Here is a 14452-nt window from a genome sequence, read left to right on the forward strand (position 1 = left end):
AATCTTTTTCTCTCCTAAATGCCAATCGTGGGGTGCAAAACACGCGTGAAAGTCTTGTGTTTTTGCTCATCGAAATTGCATCAAAATCAATCCCTAGGCATAGATGCTGCCTAATCAGAATCATTCGACAATATTTATCGATGGCAAGCTGACTTATGTGTTGTAAGGATAACCCCGAGCAACAAAATTTGTCATCACTTTATTGTGTATTTAATGAAATTAGTTACGAAACTTGCGCTTTTGCAACTAGCCTCGCAACAAATTTCTCAGGCGTTTCAATAATGAATAGATTCAAGTTCTGTATTTTTCGAGCAAGCTTTAATAAAGCCTTGTCCTTTGTAATCAAAACCTGCGCGCCTGCATCTCTGCAGGTTTCTAGGAATTTTTGGTCGTCTTTGTCGCTACATACAGGAAGCTTGATTTCCTTTGTTGGATTTTCTTCTACGCAAATCAATTCATCAAAACTTGATACAATTTGCGCGCGATTTTCCTCGTTGACTGGTAAGTGTTGGTAATGCAAAACCGCCAGCCACTCATCTCTGCAATCTTGACGAGTAATTGCTGTCAGCTTGTGGTTATTTAATTCGTCTAATATTTTTTGCCAACGTGGGTCTTTGAATACAAATAAGTCTAAACAGACGTTGGTATCCAACACGATTTTAAATGACATGATTTTTATCCTGTTTTGATTGTGCAAGCTTTGAGCTTGTGCGCAATGATTGCCCTGTACGATTTTTGAATTTGTTTTCAGAGTTTTGAGTATTGCTCAATAATGCTGACATTCTGAGATATTTGTACTTAATCTTCTAATTTTTGATTTATGTTGATACTGCTGTCCCCCGCAAAAAGTCTTGATTTTGATTCACCAAGCATCGTAAAGACGTCCAGCGAAATACAATTCCCAAATGAGGTAAATTACTTAGCAGATGTTGCCTCGCAATTATCTGCGTCCGATTTACAAACCTTGATGAAAATATCTCCAAGCTTAGCCAATTTAAATGTGGAGCGTTTTACAAATCTGGTTGATAGCGAAGCGCCAAAACTGACAAGACAAGCGGTATTTGCATTTGATGGCGACGTCTACTCTGGCTTGCAAGCACGAGCTTTGGCAAAGAAAGAAATTAATTATTTACAAAAGAATCTGCGGATTCTATCAGGCTTGTATGGTTTGCTAAGGCCTTTAGATCTCATTCAAGCTTATCGCTTGGAGATGGGAACTGCATTAAAAAACGTGGCGGGCAATAATTTATATGCTTATTGGTCAGAAAAATTAACTGCGCATTTAAATGCAGAGATTAAAACGCTAGGCGCAAAATTTCTAGTTAATTTGGCTTCAGAAGAATATGCAAAAGCGATTAAGCTTAAAGCCTTAAGCGTCCCAGTTATTCATCCAATTTTTCAAGATTATTCTAGCGGACGGTACAAGGTCATATCGTTTTTTGCAAAAAAAGCGCGTGGCAGCATGGTGAGATTTTGTGCTGTTAATCAAATTAAAAACGCCGCAAAGCTGAAAGATTTTGCTGAGCATGGTTACCAATTCGTAGAGGAAGAGTCTACTGCGTTGCAGTATGTTTTCCGTCGTAAAGAAGCGCTTTAAAAAAAACAGAGCCTCAAATAAATTTGAGGCTCTGTTATTAGGGGCATCTATTTTCTTCGAACCAAACTTAGCTAACTGAGTTTTAGCTCACTGAATTAGCTCCAAAACTTCCACCAAGCTTTTTTGCTGCCATAGGTTTCTAAAAGCGTACTTTTCGGGAAGTTGCTGGTGAATACTCTTTTCGCATCATCGCGCAATTCGACCATTCCCATTCCATCATAGGCTTTAATTAATACAACTAAAGCTTCTTCAACCGCTGGTGCATCTGGATATTCCTTGATCGCAGATTGTGCGCGGTTTGCTGCAGCGACGAATGCATTCCGACGCAAATAGTATTTTGCTACGTGTAAGTCATATTGCGCCAATGCATTTACCAAATACTTCATGCGTGCGATCGCATCTGGCGTATACTTACTATTTGGAAATCTGACTGCTAATTCTTTAAACGCATCAAATGAATCGCGCGTCGCTTTTGGATCACGTTCGGTTACATCTTGATTGGCGATAAAGCTAAAAAAGCCCATATCGTCATTAAAATTGATTAATCCACGTAGATAGTACATGTAATCAACGTTGGCGTGATTGGGGTGTAATTTAATGAAACGATCAACTGCCGCTAAAGCTTGTGCTTGATCGCCTTGTTTATAGTGTGCATAAGCGATTTCTAATTGTGCTTGCTGCGCGTAAGCACCAAAAGGGAAGCGGGATTCGAGTTTTTCGAATAATTGTACTGAGCGATCGTAAGATCCAGATGCTAATTCATCCTTTGCTTCAGCGTATAATTTCTCAGCGGTCCAATTCTTACTTTCCTCTACTTTGTCACCGAAAATACCGCAACCTGCTAGTGAAAAAGATAGAGCCAAACCTAACAATTTTATATATTTAATGTGCATAAACTTTGCATGTGCATGAGAATAATTTACGGATTATAGCCGATGGTAAATACTGTTATACCAAAAGACCAAATGATTTTAACCGATACTGAACTAGAACTTGATGAAATTGATCATGAAGAATCAATTAAGTCAGATCAAGGGAGTGATCCGATTAGTTTAATCTTGCCTGATAGTATTTGTGGTGATCGTTTAGATAAAGTTTTGTCAAAGTTGGTTCCACAATTTTCTCGTGGACGCCTACAACAATGGATTGAAGACGGACACGTACAAGTTGATGGCAAAACATCGAAGATCAAAACGACGATGCTCGGTGGCGAGTTAATCACAATTCAACCGCAGCTTGCAGCTGAAGATAATGCTTTTGTGCCGGAAGATATCCCGTTAACTATTGTTTATGAAGATGATGCAATACTGGTGATTAATAAGCCAGCAGGTTTGGTTGTGCATCCTGGGGCAGGGAACTGGTCTGGTACCTTGCTGAACGGATTATTGTTTCATCGACCAGCGCTAGCCAGTGTGCCGCGTGCCGGCATTGTGCATCGACTTGATAAGGACACCTCAGGTTTGATGGTGGTCGCCAAAACTATCATGGCGCAGACAGAATTGGTACGTCAGTTGCAAGCACGTACGGTAAAGCGTGAGTATGCTGCTTTAGTTTGGGGAACGCCAAACGCTTCGGGAACCATCGATGCGGCGATGGCGAGACACTCCAGAGATCGCTTGAAAATGGCGGTTTCTCAAAGTGTTTTAGCCAAGCCAGCCATAACGCATTTTCAAAGATTGGCGACTGGTATGCTGGAAAAGTTTCCGGTTTGCTTGGTTGCATGTCATTTAGAAACGGGACGTACGCATCAAATTCGCGTACATATGTCGTCTTCTGGCTTTCCTTTGGTTGGCGACACTTTGTATGGCAAGCAGCATCTAGCACGATTTTTCCCTCGCCAAGCACTACAAGCACGTAAATTAGGATTGGTTCATCCAGTAACCCATCAGACGATTGAGTGGGAAATACCTTTAGAGCCTGATTTCATTGAATTATTAAGCCGCGCAGGAATGTCTGAATCATGACTATGATTTTAGATGACGACACAGGCTTGATGCTAATTAAGCCTGATTGGCCCGATTGTCCAACAAATGTGCAGGCTTTTTCTAGTACGCGAGTTGGCGGCGTGAGTCTAGCGCCGTATGGTGATGCCAGTGGTGATGCCGGTCTTAATTTGGGTGATCATGTTGGCGACTTAGACGAATCAGTTCAATTAAATCGCGCGTGTATCGCCGAATATATGCCGCAGCCTGTCATATTCTTATCACAAATTCATGGCAACATGGCGGTCAATCTTGCTCAACGTTCGAATACAAATCCTGTGCAGGCTGATGCCAGTTATACCAATTTACCGAATCAGGCATGTGCAGTACTAACAGCGGATTGCTTACCCATTTTGCTTGCCTCTTTAGATGGGAAATATGTTGCGGCGATTCATGCCGGGTGGCGTGGCTTGGCCAATGGCGTCATTCAAAATACTTTGCAAGAGTTACGCGTGAAAACATATGCTGAATTTACTGTTTGGTTTGGCCCTGCAATTGGATCGAACGCGTTTGAGGTGGGTCAAGAGGTTTTTGATCAATTCGTTCAACAATCGAATGAGCATCGTGCTAGCTTTAAACAAGCAAAATCAAGCGGTAAATTTTTGGCTGATATTTATGGTTTAGCGCGTCATATCTTACACGGTTGTGGCGTTCAACGAATACATGGAGGCCAGTACTGTACTTATGAAGAAGAGACACTTTTTTACTCTTACCGACGCGATGGAATTACTGGTCGTATGGCAAGTTGGATTTGGCTTGAGTAGCGTATGCTATTGGTTGTTCTCATGCCGCTGCCGCTCTTCCAATGCGGCGCGCTCACGTTCTTTGATCTGACGTTTACGCGCAGGAGAGCTGAGAATATATAGCACCAAACCAAGAGGTATGACGCAATAAAAAATAAAAGTCATGATGCCAGCGATAAATGAGGATTCCGCTAAAGACATCAAGAGTACGACATAAATCCACGCGATTGCGATAAGATATAAGAAAGCCATAGTTGTTCTATTAGATGTTTCGTTTTAAATGTTCGGTTTTAAATGGTCGATCGATTGTCGAAAGCATCGACAATACTCTATAACGAGGAAAATTGCATAATGAGTGACACTTCTCAGTCGATGTACATGAATTGGATGCAGGAATTAATCAAGCATAGCCCTATGCAAGAGTGGATGAAAAATGCGGGAGCGGGAGTGCAAAATCCTTTTGCGCCAGACTCATCAATTCTCGCTAGTTTAAAAGAATACGGTGCTGAGATCGATCCTGCCGTGCTCACTCGATTGCAATCCGAGTACTTCATTGAACTCGGAAATCTCTGGAAAGATTTTATCGCTGCCAAGTTACCACAATTTGATGATCGACGTTTTTCTTCCAGCAATTGGCATGAGCAAACAAATCATGCTTATAACGTCGCGATTTACTTACTGAATGCGCGTTTCCTCAGTTTGCTAGCTGAATCAGTGCAAGCACCAGAAAAGAAGAAACAAAAGATTCGATTCGCTGTACAGCAAATGGTTGACGCGATGTCGCCCGCAAACTTCCTCGCCACCAACCCCGAAGCGCAAGCCAAGCTGATTGAAACGAAAGGCGAAAGTTTAATGTCGGGCATTGCGCTGATGCTGGAAGATTTGCAAAAGGGACGAATTTCATTGACTGATGAGTCTGCGTTCGAGGTCGGTAAAAATGTGGCGACGACAGAAGGCTCTGTAGTCTTTGAAAATCGCTTGTTCCAATTAATTCAATATAAGCCTTTGACCAAAACCGTGCATCAACGTCCCTTGTTAATGATGCCGCCATGTATTAACAAGTTCTACATTTTAGATCTGCAACCTGAGAATTCATTGGTGCGTTATGCCGTAGAACAAGGGCACACGGTGTTTTTGGTTTCTTGGGCCAACCCCGATCAAAGTATGTCAGACATTACTTGGGATGACTACATCGAACAAGGCGCAATCAAGGCGATTGAAGTCGCGCAAGAAATTAGTAAGCAAGATAAATTGAATGTGTTTGGTTTCTGCGTTGGCGGCACCATCGTTTCAACCGCGTTAGCAGTATTAGCAGATCGGGGTAATCATCCAGCGAGCAGTTTAACTTTGTTAACGACTTTGTTAGATTTCTCCAATACTGGTGTGCTTGATGTGTTTGTCGATGAGCTGCAGGTAAGCATGCGTGAACAGACACTAGGACACGGTGGCTTGATGCCAGGACGTGATTTGGCAAGTACGTTTTCTAGCTTGCGGCCGAACGATTTAGTCTGGAACTACGTTCAATCCAATTATTTGAAGGGACAAAAACCACCGGCATTTGATCTCTTGTATTGGAATTCTGATAGCACTAATTTGCCTGGGCCGATGTTTTGCTGGTACTTGCGCAACACTTATCTTGAAAATAGTCTCAAAATCCCGGGTAAATTAACAGTGGCAGGTAATAAAGTTGACTTGTCTAAGATTGATGCCCCGGTTTTTATTTATGGCTCTAAAGAAGATCATATTGTTCCTTGGCAGGCGGCTTTCGCCTCGATGAGCTTATTAAATCCGAAGAAGAAAACTCGAAATAGTTTTGTGTTAGGTGCATCGGGCCATATCGCTGGAGTTATCAATCCAGCGTCAAAAAATAAACGCAATTACTGGATTAATGATCAATCCGCAGTCGATGCGCAATCTTGGTTGGATGCAGCTACAGAGTGTCCCGGTAGCTGGTGGCCACAATGGGCAACATTTTTAAAAGAAAATGCAGGGAAAATGGTAAAAGCGCCCGCGAAACTAGGGGCGGTAGGGTATAGTGAGTTAGAGTCCGCACCAGGACGATATGTCAAAGTACGTGCAGATTAATTGATCTGGTAAATTTGTTTACCGATTCGTGTAGTAGTGCCTTTTATAAAAACTCTGGAGATTAAGTATGTCAAAGCGAATTGCTTATGTAACAGGTGGTATGGGTGGTATTGGGACTCCAATTTGTAAACGTTTATGTAAAGATGGTTATACAGTCGTTGCAGGATGTGGTCCAAACTCTCCACGTAAAGATAAATGGTTGGCCGACATGCGTGCTGAAGGCTTTGATGTGCATGCGTCTGAAGGTAATGTGTCAGATTGGGAATCAACGCGTGCAGCTTTTGAAAAAGTACGTGCTGAAATTGGTGAAATTGATGTGTTAGTAAATAACGCAGGCATTACCCGTGATGGCCAGTTCCGTAAGATGAGCAAGGCCGATTGGGATGCAGTTATCGACACTAATTTGAACTCCTTGTTCAATGTCACGAAACAAGTAATTGAAAGTATGGTTGACCGTGGTTGGGGGCGTATCATTAATATTTCTTCTGTGAATGGGCAGAAGGGACAATTTGGACAAACCAATTACTCCACAGCTAAAGCTGGTATCCATGGTTTTACGATGGCGTTGGCACAAGAAGTAGCGACCAAAGGTGTTACGGTTAATACAGTTTCACCGGGTTATGTTGGCACCGATATGGTTCGCGCAATTCGCCCAGACGTGTTGGAGAAAATTGTTGCGGGAATTCCTGTCAAACGACTAGCAGAGCCTGAAGAGATCGCGTCGATTGTTGCATGGATTGCATCGGATGAAGGTGGTTATGCTACCGGTTCTGACTTCTCAATTAACGGCGGTTTGCATATGGGATAAGCATTCGGCATTGGTCGAATGAACTATTTCTAAGAATTTTGCACTAAGTATAATGCTGCAAGTTGGCACATAGTTTCGCGTGAAATTCACCCAAGATGCTTATGATGAAGTGGGGATTCATAAGCATCTCAGTTTTATTCTTTAATGCAGTTTTTGAACGAGAATGCAATGAATAGTACAAAAAAAATAAGCAAACATTTGATTAAGAAATATCCAAATCGTCGCTTATACGATACCCAAACCAGCAGCTACATCACCTTGGTCGATGTAAAACAATTTGTGATGGAAAATGATGATTTTGCAGTGGTCGATGCAAAAACTGGTGAGGATTTGACGCGTAGTATTTTATTGCAAATCATCTTGGAAGCAGAGGCGGGCGGTGCGCCGATGTTTTCTAGTGTCGCTTTAGCGCAGATTATTCGTTATTACGGACATGCGATGCAAGGGATGATGGGTTCCTATTTAGAAAAAAATATCCAAGCGTTTATCGATATTCAAAATAAACTCACCGAAGGTGCTGCTGCTGGTGGATTGGATGGTAAACCATTCAGCCCTGAAATGTGGACGCAATTTATGAATGTGCAAGGGCCGATGATGCAAGGCATGATGGGCAACTACATTGATCAAAGTAAAAATCTTTTTGTACAAATGCAAGAGCAGATGCAAAATCAATCGAAAAATATGTTTGGATTTCCATTTGTTCCAGATGATAAGAAAAAGTAATGGATTCAAGCGCTTGCAGTTCATTTAGTGGTGCATGTGCTGTAGTAAGTGACTCAGAAAGGGTACAATAGCGAATTGCTTTGTATCCTTTTTTTATTATGTCTAACGAAACATTCTCTTCCGCACATCAAGCCACAGCACCAAAAGTTGGCTTTGTTTCCCTCGGGTGCCCGAAAGCCTTGGTCGACTCCGAACAAATTCTGACCCAATTGCGAGCAGAAGGCTATGAAACTGCGAAGTCGTATGATGGCGCGGACTTAGTCGTCGTCAATACTTGCGGTTTCATTGACGCTGCGGTTCAAGAGTCATTGGATGCGATCGCGGAAGCGCTCAATGAAAATGGTAAGGTCATTGTGACAGGATGTTTAGGCGCAAAGAAGGATGCGAATGGTAATGATTTAATCAAAAGTGTACATCCGAAGGTGTTGGCGGTTACCGGACCCCATGCTTTGACTGAAGTGATGACGGCAGTGCATGAACATTTGCCTAAACCGCATGAGCCGTTTATTGACTTAGTGCCTGCACAAGGCGTGAAGTTGACACCTAAACACTTTGCGTACTTGAAGATCTCTGAGGGATGTAATCATCGCTGTAGTTTCTGCATCATTCCATCAATGCGAGGTGATTTGGTTTCACGACCAATCGGCGAGGTGATGGTTGAAGCAGAAAATTTATTTAAAGCAGGTGTTAAAGAACTTCTCGTTATTTCTCAAGATACCAGTGCTTATGGTGTCGATGTGAAATTCCGCACTGGATTCTGGGATGGAAAACCAGTCAAGACGCATATGACGCAATTGGTTGAAGCTTTAGGCGAACTTGCTAAGCGTTATGACGCGTGGGTACGGCTTCATTATGTTTACCCTTATCCGCATGTCGATCAAATTATTCCGTTTATGAACAATGGACACGTACTTCCTTATCTCGACGTTCCCTTGCAACACGCACATCCTGACGTGCTTAAGCGTATGAAACGTCCAGCAAGCGGTGAGAAAAATATTGAACGGATCAAAGCTTGGCGTGAAATGTGTCCAGAGATAACGATACGTTCGACATTCATTGCTGGATTTCCGGGAGAAACTGAGGAAGAGTTTGAATACCTATTGGACTTCTTAAAAGAAGCAGAAATTGATCGTTTAGGCTGTTTTGCTTATTCTCCAGTGGAAGGCGCTACTGCAAACGAACTGGCAAATCAATTACCAGATGAAGTGCGTGAAGATCGTCGCCGTCGCGTCATGGAATTGCAAGAATCCATTTCGAAGAAACGTTTGCAAGCCAAGGTCGGTAAAACCATGCGTGTTTTGATTGATAGTTTGGATCGCAGCGGTGGCGTTGGTCGAAGTGCGGCTGACGCGCCTGAAATTGATGGTGTGGTTTATGTGAAGCCGCCATTTGAACCGCATCGCAAACTAAAAGTTGGCGAATTTGTTGAAGTGAAAATCACAGCAGCAGATGCGCATGATCTGTGGGGCGAAGCTATTTAAGTTAGAAATGAACAGAACAATAGGGGCGTAATCGCCCCTATTTTTTATCTGCGTTATATTTTTTGAGAACAGTATTATGACGAATAAAAAGCAAGGTCAAAACACAAGCATAGTGCATCCTGAATACCGGGCTCCGGAGGGCTTCGCATCTTTTCCTACGGCGATTCATCATGCGTCAACTGTGCTATTTAAAGATGTTGAGGCAATGCGTTCACGCAGTTGGTTGAACAAGTCGGCATACACTTATGGACTACATGGTACCCCAACCAGCTTTCAACTTGAAGGTGAAATCGCACATATCGAAGGCGGAAAACATTGTGTATTGGCGCCGAGTGGATTGTCAGCAATTAGTTTGGTGAGTCTGACATTTTTAAGTTCTGGCGATGATGTTCTCATTCCTGATAACGCCTATGGTCCGAACAAAGAATTTGGCATGTGGTTGAAAAATAGCTTTGGGATCAGCGTACGATTTTATGATCCTATGATCGGCAGCGCGATTGGTGAATTAATTTTGCCAAACACCCGATTGATTTGGGCAGAAACACCCGGCTCTGTTTCGATGGAAGTCGCGGATATTCCTGCGATTTGCAATGCTGCACATAGTCGAGGCGTGTTGGTGGCAGTTGATAATACTTGGTCTGCTGGTTTGGCGTTTAAACCGTTTGACCATGGCGTAGATATTTCGATGCAAGCTTTGACGAAATATCAAAGCGGCGGCTCAGACGTGTTAATGGGAGCAGTTATCACACGTGATTCTGAATTGAATAACCGTATATTGATGACACACATGCGTCTCGGTTTGGGTGTCGGCATGGATGACGTGTATTTGGTACTGCGCGGACTGCAAAGTATGAAATTGCGATTCGAAGCGCATGATATTGCAGCACGCAAGATTGCAGCATGGTTAAAGACACGTCCAGAAATCATCAAGGTTCTACATCCTGCTTGGGAAGATTGCCCTGGTCATGCGATTTGGAAACGTGATTTTACTGGCGCAGGAGGGCTGTTTTCCGTTTTGTTTGACGAGAAGTTTTCAGAAGCGCAAACCGATCAATTCGTAAACCAATTAAAGCTTTTTAAAATTGGTTTTAGCTGGGGTGGCTCACATAGCCTATGCGTACCCTACCGAATTGAAACGATGCGTGAAAATTGGCAAGACAAAGGAATTTTAGTGCGTTTCAATATTGGGCTAGAAGATGTCGATGATTTGATTGCGGATATCGAACAGTCATTGAACTTACTGTAAACATTTGAGAATAAAAGAGGCATATCTTGACAATTACTATTCGTAAAGCAGTCGCAACAGATGCAGCGAGCATACATGGATTTATCGTCGAGTTGGCGATTTACGAGGAAGCCGAGCACGAGGTCAAAGCGAAAATGGCGGACATTGAGAGCAGTATTTTTTCTGCAGAATCACCGGCGAAGGCCTTGATTTGCGAATCGAACGGTGTCCCGATTGGCTTTGCGGTGTATTTCTACAATTACTCTACATGGCAAGGAAAAAAAGGTTTATATCTCGAAGATTTATATATTTCACCGAAACATCGTGGCTTGGGAGCAGGAAAACTATTACTCCGTCATTTAGCGCAATTGGCGGTAGAGGAGGGTTGCGGACGTTTTGAATGGAGTGTGCTTGATTGGAATCAGCCTGCAATTGATTTTTACCAATCTGTCGGCGCAAAGCCACAATCTGAGTGGGTGAAGTATCGCTTAGCAGGGGATGATTTATTGAATTTTGCGAATGCCTGACCACCGTCGATAAGTAACAAATATCCAAAAATAATGAAGCCTGCGTTCTATACTGAACGCAGGCTTTTTTTACATAGGTCAAACTAAATACTGATTTGATTCAAACTAGATTTAATTTGATTATTTGCTTGCAGCAGATGCGCTTGCTTCCATTGTTGGCGCTGGCGCGGATGCTGGAGCCGAAGCAGTTGATGCTGCAGCATCTGCCGTTGGTGCTGGCACACTTGCTGCGGAAGCTGCTGCTGATGCAGAAGCCACGTGTTCAGACGCTGCACCTGTATGAGCACCAGCCTCACCTTGCATGTCCATTTTGTCGCCTGATGTAAAGATAAAATATAAAGCGATTGCTGCAAAAACTAAAAATCCTACTAGTGCCTTCCACATATTGCTCTCCTTGTTATTGGATAATACTGAAAATACTTTGCTTGGGACTTAGAAAAAAGGGAATGTGCCACTTGCTGTCACATTCCCTTTTATTTAACACACTCGCGCTACACGCACTTAATTAAGCAGCCAATAATTGACGCAACACGAATGGCAAGATACCGCCATGCTTATAGTAGTCAACTTCGATCGGTGTATCGATACGCAACAAGACTTTTACTTCTTGTTTGCTGCCATCGGCGCGGTTGATCACCAAAGTCACTTGTTGCTGTGGCTTGATGTCGTTTTCGATACCTTTCAAATCAAAAGATTCATTGCCAGTGATGCCCAATGAATCAACGCTGTCGCTGCCTAAGAATTGCAATGGCAAGACACCCATACCAACTAAGTTGGAGCGGTGGATACGTTCGAAAGATTTCGCAATAACTGCTTTTACGCCCAACAATTGCGTGCCTTTAGCTGCCCAGTCACGTGAAGAACCTGTACCATATTCTTCACCGCCGAAGATCATGGTTGGCGTGCCTTCAGCAACGTATTTCATCGCTGCATCGTAGATCGCCATTTGTTCGCCAGTTGGTTGGAACAATGTTTCGCCACCTTCAACGCGTGAGCCGTCTGGTTTCGCAGGAATCATCAAGTTCTTGATACGCACGTTGGCAAAGGTGCCGCGCATCATGATTTCGTGATTACCACGACGTGAGCCGTAGGAGTTGAAGTCTGCTTTCAACACACCGTTTTCTTTCAACCACTTACCAGCTGGGCTCGATTCTTTGATGGAACCAGCAGGGGAAATGTGATCGGTTGTGATGGAGTCACCAAACACGCCCAAAGCGCGCGCGCCAGTAATCCCAGTTGCCGCTGCCTTAGGCTCCATAGTGAAATCAGCGAAGAACGGAGGTTCAGCGATGTAAGTGGAGCTTGGCCAGTTGTAGACTTCGCCTTCTGCCACGCCTTTGATGTCTTCCCACAATTTACCTGGCGCACCTTTAACGTCCGCATAGTTCTCTTTGAATGTTTTGGAGTTCATCGCGAACTTCATCAACTTGTTGATCTCTGCGCTGGTGGGCCAGATATCGCCCAAGAAAATGTCTTTACCTTTGACGCGACCAACAGGCTCTGTCATCAAGTCTTTAGTAACGTTACCAGCGATTGCGTATGCGACAACCAATGGTGGCGATGCCAAGAAGTTAGAGCGAATGTTTGGATGAATACGTGCTTCAAAGTTACGGTTGCCAGATAAAACAGCGGCAGCGACGATATCGTTTGCAACGATGGCTTCGTTCATCGCAGGTGTCAAGTCACCAGCATTACCGATACAGGTTGTACAGCCGTAGGCAGTAACGCCGAAGCCGAGTTTTTCCAAGTATGGCAACAAACCAGCTGCCTCGAGGTATTTAGTGACCACGCGGGAGCCTGGCGCTAGAGATGTTTTGATATGCGCTGGCACTTTCAAGCCTGCTTCAACTGCTTTTTTCGCCAACAAACCAGCTGCCAACAAAACGCTAGGGTTAGAAGTATTGGTGCAAGAAGTAATTGCAGCGATCAAGACGTCGCCGTTCTTCACTTTAACGCCATCTGCATTGGTGTAAACCGCACCCAAATCTTCTGCTTTTTTGTTGAAACCATTTTCAGAAGTTGGTTTGCTGAACAAGTCTGCGAAAGTGGATTTTACATTGCCGATTTCGATACGATCTTGTGGGCGTTTCGGACCTGCCAAAGATGGTGCAACTGTCGACAAGTCGAGGCTCAACTCAGTGGTGTAGTCGATCTCACCTTTTTTCGGAATACCGAACATTTTCTGAGCTTTGAAATAGCCTTCGAATGCGTCGATTTCTGCTTTGGTACGACCTGTGCCTTTGAAGTAATCGATAGTTGCTTCATCGACTGGGAAGAAGCCCATCGTTGCGCCATATTCCGGTGCCATGTTGGCGATTGTTGCGCGGTCTGTCAATGACAATGAGCGCGTACCTTCACCGAAGAATTCGACAAATTTGCCAACCACTTTTGCCTTACGCAGCATTTCTGTGATGGTCAAAACTAAGTCTGTCGCCGTGCAGCCTTCGCGCAATGCGCCAGTCAAGTTCACACCGACTACGTCAGGTGTCAAGAAATAAACTGGTTGGCCGAGCATGCCAGCTTCTGCCTCGATACCACCAACGCCCCAACCAACTACACCGATACCATTGATCATGGTGGTGTGTGAATCTGTACCTACCAATGTATCTGGATAGTAAACATCGTTTTTCTTCGCATCATTTACTTTATGCACGCCGCGTGCCAAGTATTCCAAGTTAACTTGGTGTACGATACCAAAGCCTGGAGGAACCACGCCGAAAGTATCAAATGCTTGCATACCCCATTTCATGAACTGATAACGCTCGTTGTTACGAGAGAATTCCAATTTCATGTTCAGGTCGAGTGCTTTCTTTTCACGGAAATGATCAATTTGAACAGAGTGATCAACTACCAAATCCACTGGAACCAAAGGTTCGATATTTTTTGGATTTTTACCTTGTTTCGATGCGACATTACGCATTGCTGCCAAGTCAGCCAACAATGGAACGCCAGTAAAGTCTTGCAAAACTACGCGTGACACGACAAATGGAATTTCGTCGGTACGAGCTGCAGTAGCGCCCCAATTTGCCAATTGCTTGACGTGTTCTTCGGTCACTTTCTTGCCGTCGCAATTGCGCAAAACGGATTCTAGAACGATACGAATTGACACTGGTAAGCGTGAAATTTTCACACCGAGATTTTTTTCCAATGCAGGTAGGGAGAAAAACTTACCTTTCTTGGTATCGGTGATTTTAAAATCTTTCAGCGTTTTAAACGCGTCCTGATAGTTAGCTTGGCTCATGGCTGTTCCTTATTTTCGATGATGAACAATGAAGTGAGGT

14 protein-coding genes are annotated in these 14452 nt (G+C 43.6%); 9 read left to right on the forward strand and 5 right to left on the reverse strand.

Annotated features, from left to right (window positions below; genetic code table 11):
- Positions 1-223: 223 nt before the first annotated feature.
- Entirely contained in the window at positions 224-670 is a 447-nt protein-coding gene (locus KDM92_RS00815; protein WP_212682575.1) for a putative toxin-antitoxin system toxin component, PIN family, read from the reverse strand.
- Between the two features lie 150 nt (positions 671-820).
- Between KDM92_RS00815 and yaaA the strand changes: the two genes are divergently transcribed.
- Positions 821-1597 carry a peroxide stress protein YaaA gene (yaaA, locus tag KDM92_RS00820; protein ID WP_212682576.1) on the forward strand — a complete coding sequence of 259 codons (777 nt, stop codon included), beginning with the start codon at positions 821-823 and terminating at the stop codon, positions 1595-1597.
- A gap of 95 nt (positions 1598-1692) precedes the next feature.
- On the opposite strand, the gene KDM92_RS00825 is transcribed toward yaaA, so the two are convergent.
- Positions 1693-2490, reverse strand: a complete 798-nt coding sequence (locus tag KDM92_RS00825) for an outer membrane protein assembly factor BamD (protein WP_189344122.1) — start codon at positions 2488-2490, stop codon at positions 1693-1695.
- Positions 2491-2532: 42 nt separating this feature from the next.
- On the opposite strand from KDM92_RS00825, the gene KDM92_RS00830 reads away from it, so the two are divergent.
- Positions 2533-3561, forward strand: coding sequence for an RluA family pseudouridine synthase (locus tag KDM92_RS00830; RefSeq protein ID WP_212682577.1), 1029 nt, complete (start codon positions 2533-2535; stop codon positions 3559-3561).
- The gene (pgeF, locus tag KDM92_RS00835; protein WP_230408103.1) at positions 3558-4343 is read left to right on the forward strand and encodes a peptidoglycan editing factor PgeF; all 786 of its coding nucleotides are present in this window, start codon (positions 3558-3560) and stop codon (positions 4341-4343) included. The genes KDM92_RS00830 and pgeF overlap by 4 nt, the downstream gene beginning before the upstream one ends.
- Positions 4344-4349: 6 nt before the next feature.
- Here the strand turns inward: pgeF and KDM92_RS00840 are convergent, their stop codons facing one another.
- Entirely contained in the window at positions 4350-4574 is a 225-nt protein-coding gene (locus KDM92_RS00840; protein WP_212682578.1) for a hypothetical protein, read from the reverse strand.
- 99 nt (positions 4575-4673) lie between these two features.
- On the opposite strand from KDM92_RS00840, the gene phaC reads away from it, so the two are divergent.
- From phaC to KDM92_RS00870, 6 genes are all read left to right on the forward strand, one after another.
- Entirely contained in the window at positions 4674-6407 is a 1734-nt protein-coding gene (gene phaC, locus KDM92_RS00845; RefSeq protein WP_438947451.1) for a class I poly(R)-hydroxyalkanoic acid synthase, read from the forward strand.
- Positions 6408-6474: 67 nt separating this feature from the next.
- Positions 6475-7215, forward strand: coding sequence for a 3-ketoacyl-ACP reductase (locus KDM92_RS00850; protein ID WP_189344124.1), 741 nt, complete (start codon positions 6475-6477; stop codon positions 7213-7215).
- Positions 7216-7383: 168 nt separating this feature from the next.
- Positions 7384-7938 carry a polyhydroxyalkanoate synthesis repressor PhaR gene (gene phaR / locus KDM92_RS00855; RefSeq protein ID WP_212682579.1) on the forward strand — a complete coding sequence of 185 codons (555 nt, stop codon included), beginning with the start codon at positions 7384-7386 and terminating at the stop codon, positions 7936-7938.
- 98 nt (positions 7939-8036) lie between these two features.
- Entirely contained in the window at positions 8037-9419 is a 1383-nt protein-coding gene (gene rimO, locus KDM92_RS00860; RefSeq protein ID WP_212682580.1) for a 30S ribosomal protein S12 methylthiotransferase RimO, read from the forward strand.
- 76 nt (positions 9420-9495) lie between these two features.
- Positions 9496-10665: a cystathionine beta-lyase gene (locus KDM92_RS00865; RefSeq protein ID WP_212682581.1), complete on the forward strand. Its 1170-nt coding sequence runs from the start codon at positions 9496-9498 to the stop codon at positions 10663-10665.
- 26 nt (positions 10666-10691) lie between these two features.
- Positions 10692-11171: a GNAT family N-acetyltransferase gene (locus KDM92_RS00870; protein ID WP_212682582.1), complete on the forward strand. Its 480-nt coding sequence runs from the start codon at positions 10692-10694 to the stop codon at positions 11169-11171.
- Between the two features lie 120 nt (positions 11172-11291).
- On the opposite strand, the gene KDM92_RS00875 is transcribed toward KDM92_RS00870, so the two are convergent.
- Complete coding sequence (locus KDM92_RS00875; protein WP_212682583.1) at positions 11292-11555, reverse strand: hypothetical protein; 264 nt, start codon at positions 11553-11555, stop codon at positions 11292-11294.
- A gap of 121 nt (positions 11556-11676) precedes the next feature.
- Positions 11677-14412: an aconitate hydratase AcnA gene (acnA, locus tag KDM92_RS00880; RefSeq protein ID WP_212682584.1), complete on the reverse strand. Its 2736-nt coding sequence runs from the start codon at positions 14410-14412 to the stop codon at positions 11677-11679.
- Positions 14413-14452: the final 40 nt, after the last annotated feature.

The organism is Affinundibacterium baiyunense, from assembly GCF_018139645.1.
Lineage (GTDB): Bacteria > Pseudomonadota > Gammaproteobacteria > Burkholderiales > Burkholderiaceae_D > Undibacterium > Undibacterium baiyunense.